The 4,252-nt window shown below is 73.0% G+C and carries 4 protein-coding genes and 1 pseudogene; all 5 read right to left on the reverse strand.

What is annotated here, in order from left to right; all coding sequences use genetic code 11:
- A partial coding sequence (locus G5C65_RS32325; protein WP_165302604.1) for a glycosyltransferase occupies window positions 1–937 on the reverse strand: 937 nt, incomplete at its 3' end.
- On the reverse strand, window positions 934–1,749 hold the full coding sequence (locus G5C65_RS32330; RefSeq protein WP_165302605.1) for a glycosyltransferase family 2 protein: 816 nt from the start codon (window positions 1,747–1,749) through the stop codon (window positions 934–936). The genes G5C65_RS32330 and G5C65_RS32325, both read right to left, overlap by 4 nt.
- A 379-nt stretch (window positions 1,750–2,128) precedes the next feature.
- Window positions 2,129–3,268 carry a GNAT family N-acetyltransferase gene (locus G5C65_RS32335; protein WP_165302607.1) on the reverse strand — a complete coding sequence of 380 codons (1,140 nt, stop codon included), beginning with the start codon at window positions 3,266–3,268 and terminating at the stop codon, window positions 2,129–2,131.
- Window positions 3,269–3,281: 13 nt separating this feature from the next.
- Window positions 3,282–3,665 carry a hypothetical protein gene (locus G5C65_RS32340; RefSeq protein WP_241266219.1) on the reverse strand — a complete coding sequence of 128 codons (384 nt, stop codon included), beginning with the start codon at window positions 3,663–3,665 and terminating at the stop codon, window positions 3,282–3,284.
- Between the two features lie 96 nt (window positions 3,666–3,761).
- Window positions 3,762–4,252: pseudogene (locus G5C65_RS32345) on the reverse strand (serine/threonine protein kinase); the annotation flags it as partial.

Raw genomic sequence — 4,252 nt, forward strand, 5'->3', positions numbered from 1 at the left:
GGGCCGGGGTCAGCCGGCCCCTGGCGTAGCCCCAGGCCGCGGCGGTGAGCCCCAGCACGATCGCCGCAGCCCGGCCCGCGCCGCCCGCCCGGCCCAGCAGCGCGTCCCGCAGCCCCCGGGCCACGCCCAGCGGCAGCGCCCGCGTCACATAGCGGCGCTCCGACGCCAGGCCGTCCTGGGCGCCGGCCAGCCGGGAGACCGCCGCCTTGGAGAGCCCCTCCGCGTAGCACCGGGTCCGCAGATACGCCAGTCGCTCCCGCTCCGCAGGCACCCGGTGGTGGATGACCGCGCGGTCGTCGATCAGCAGCACCGCCTCCGGGTCGGTCCGGCGCAGCCGGATGCACAGCTCGGTCTCCTCGCAGCCCAGCGGCAGCCGCCGGCCGTCGCGGCCGATGCCGGTGGTGAACAGGCCGGCCCGCTCGAACGCGGAGCGCCGGAAGGACGCGTTGCCGCCCAGGACGTTGCGGACCTGCACCAGCCCGCGCGGATGGCCCCGGTACATGCAGCCGACCGTCCAGTCGAACTCCTCGGGGAACCAGGCGGGCCGCCGCCCGGAATCCCAGGCCGGCTCGGTACGTCCGCCGACCGCCTGTACGCGGGGGTCGGCGGTGTAGGCCGCCACGAGGTGCCGCAGCCAGTCGCGCTCGGCGACCGCGTCGTCGTCCAGGAAGGCGATGATCTCGCCGCGGGCCGCCGCGATTCCCGTGTTCCGGGCCGAGGACAGGCCGCGGGGGCCCGTGCCGGCGAGCACCTGTACGTCCTCCGCGTCCGCGTAGCGGGACTCCAGCCGCCCCAGCAGCCCCGGGTTGTGGTCGACGACCAGCAGGGTGTCCTGCGCCGGGAGCGACTGGCGCCGCACCGAGGCCACGGCGGCGAGGATGTCCTCCCAGCGGTCCTCGGTGTAGACGCAGATCACTACGGAAGCGGTCGGGTTCACCGGGCTGCCCGCCGCTGCGGCCCCTGCGGCCGGACCGCCGCCGGAGCTCTGTTCGGCCTGCCGCCGCGCTCGCGCAGGATCACCCGCAGCACCCGCAGCCCGTCCCGTACGGCCCGCAGATTGCTGGTGCCGTGGATGCGCTCGTACTCATGGCTGGGGATCTCCTGCACCCGCAGCCCGGCCCGCACGATACGGATGTTGATCAGGGTCTCCACCTCGAAACCCGCGCAGTCGAGGTCGATGTCGTCCAGGCAGTGCCGCCAGAACGCGTTGTAGCCGTAGCACAGATCCGTGTAGCGGGCCCCGAACTTGCGGTTGACCAGGCCCGTCAGCACCCGGTTGCCCAGCTTGCGGATCGGCGTCATGTCGTCCGTGCCGCCGCCGTTCGCGAAGCGCGAGCCCTTCGCGAAGTCCGCGCCGCCGACCAGCGCGGAGACATAGCTCACGATCTCGGCGCCGTCCGCCGAGCCGTCCGCGTCGACCATGACCATGATCTCGCCGGTACAGGCGGCGAACCCCGCGATCAGCGCGTCGCCCTTGCCCTTGCCACGCTGCGGGACGACCTTGACGTCGGACCGCAGTTCGCGTGCGACGGCGACCGTGTCGTCCGTGGAGTTGCCGTCGACCAGCACCACCTCGTGGATCCACTCCGGCAGCGAGGTGAAGACGTACGGCAGGTTCTCCGCCTCGTTCATCGCCGGAATCACCACGCTGACCGGCGGTGCGATGGCCAGATGGGTGGAGACCGGTCGGTAGGACTGCTGTCCTGACGGTCCGGACCCGCCGGTCAAGGCGCGTGCCAGTGATGTCATCTGTCGGTTCCCTCTCGTCCGGTGGACCGCACGCCTGAGCGGTCCCGCTGTCAGTCCGGTTCGAAAGGGGGGTTCCTGCTCCGCTCTGCGCGGAGCGCTCGCTTGGCGTCTCCTCCCGCGCGGCCCGCGTCCCGGAGCCCCGCCGCACCGAGCGGTACGGCCGAACAGCGACCCCGGACTGCGGCACCCCCCTGCCGCGCCCCGCACCTGGCGCCGCGGCGGCCGAGCCCTCCCCTGGGCTGCCGTCGGCCTGCCCCGCCGGTTGCGGGGCGGTGCGGGTGGATGGACGACGTTATTGACGCTGCAACGGCGGCGGCCAGACCCGGGCTGGGATCCCCGCTCTGTCCACGGCCGCGGCATCACCTCCCTGTCTGCCGTGTCAGCTGTCCACCCTGTCGGTCCCTCTCGCCCCCTCTCTTCGGGTCGTGCGGAGCGCGCCCGCCGCCCTGAGCAGCCGGTCGGCCGGAGCGAACAGCTCGGGCCGGCTCTGCACCGCGTTCCGGAGCGCGCGGACGGGGGCGCGGTGCGCCCGATGGCCCAGGGCCATCGGATGACGCCGCGTCACCCATCCCTCGTGGACCGTGAGATCCCGGGTCTTGAGCAGGTCCTTGTACTCCTTCTGGCCGCGCCCCAGGTCGATATACGAGATCCCCTCGTCCGCCGCCGCCTCGGCCAGCCGCAGATGCATCAGCAGGCCGGGCGAGTAGCGCGCGAACGCCGGGTCGTACGCCGGGAACCAGCAGGCGTGCACCCGGTCCGTCCGCAGCCCGAAGTGCGCGGCGACCGGACGGCCCCCGGCGTAGAGCACGGAGAGCTGCCCGGCGAACCGGTCGGAGCGGGAGTGGAAGAGGTGCTGCGCCAGACGCACGATCCAGGACCGCGCGAACCGGTCGCTGCGGCCCGTGCGCCGGTACTGCGCGGACTTCCAGGCCATCAGGGTGCGCAGCAGCTCGGGGTCGCGCTCATCGTGCACATAGCGCACCTCGCCGACCCTGCGCCCCAGCTTGCGCTCCTTGTAGAGCGTCGTGCGTACGAACTTCGGCGAGCGCCCGCGGAGTTCTCCGAAGTAGGCAGCGAACCCCTGGTCGAGGCCGATCACCGGGGAGTCGAAGGAGCCGGTGACCGCGTCCCCGAACCCGGCCTCGGGCTGGCCCCCGGCCAGGTGGTCGAACTCCCATACCGTCAGCCCGCAGGCCCGCAGCAGCCCTCGCGGCTCCCAGGTGAAGCCCGGCCGGTGCACGATCCCCTGGCAGTCGGAGATGCCGAGGCCGACCGCCCGGCCCACCCCGAGGGCCGTGCGCTGGTACGGGAAGAACGCGGCGGGCTCCCCGTCCCGGTCCCGGACCACGGCGGTGCGCACCCCCGGGTGGCAGCGGCCCACCGCGAGGGTGAACTCGGGGGAGAGGAAGGGGTTCGCCAGCTGGGGCGAGCCGTGCAGATGCGCCTTGGCCTGCAAGGACGACCAGGCGGCGCGGTCGGCCGCGGTGAGTTCTCCCGGGCGGTGCACGGTGATGTCCACATCGATGTCCACGTCACGAGTCCTGTTCCGCGTGGCCCGCCGCCGGGCGGGAGCGCGCGAGGGGGATGAGCAGCAGGGCGCCGCTGAGCAGCGCGACGGCGGCGACGCCGGTGCGCGCGGACCACACATGGAACGCCAGCAGCGTCTGCGCCACCAGCAGATCGACGGCCAGCGCGCCGGTGACCGCGACGACGGTGCGGCTGAGCGGGTCGAGCCGGGGCAGCAGGGAGCCGAGCGCCGCCGCCGGGGCGACCAGCAGGAAGAAGAGCGTCAGAGGCGCGCGCAGCGCCGAGTGCACATCTGCCAGGGCCAGGGTGGCACCGACCCCGCCGACCGCCACGGCGGCGCCCGCGAGCGCGGGCAGGGAATCGCCCCTCGCACGCGGTTTCTGAATCATCTGCATTGGCGACCGGTCCCCCCGGAATGCCCCTGAAGCGCGGAATTCGGCTATTCAATCTGGCGTAGTCCGCGCGAGTGCGTCAAGCGATTCCCCTCACTGTGACTGATAGCCACTGGGTGGCTGGGTGCTCTCGCACGTAATGCTGAACTCCAGGTGTTCGGACTGGAGTTGGTGAGGCGCGCGGACCTTGAGCGCGATCTGGTCGGTGCGCGTGTCCGCTGGGGAGTAAAGGGTTTCGGTGTGATTCACGGTGCGTTCTTTTGCGCCGTCCGCCGGGTAGTCGAGGGTCTTCCAGTGCAGGTCCGTACCTTTTCCGCTCCTGGTGTACCACTGGTATTCGACCTTGGCGGGCAGCCGGGTGACGCGGATGACGGCGCTGAACGCGGGAGCCGCGGCGGGCGGAGGCGGGCACGACCCCGTGTAGCTGCTCCGGACGGTGCTGACGGTGAGCGTCACCCGCTGCGCCGGGCCGCCGCCGCTTCCGCCGTGCCCTCCGCCGTTGCCGCCTCCGCCGCCGCTGGTCTTCTCCTCGCCGCCGCCGTGCCCGCCGTGCCCGCCGCTTCCGCTGCCGCCCCCGCTTCCGC

This window comes from Streptomyces boncukensis, assembly GCF_011045075.1.
Taxonomy (GTDB): Bacteria; Actinomycetota; Actinomycetes; order Streptomycetales; family Streptomycetaceae; genus Streptomyces; species Streptomyces boncukensis.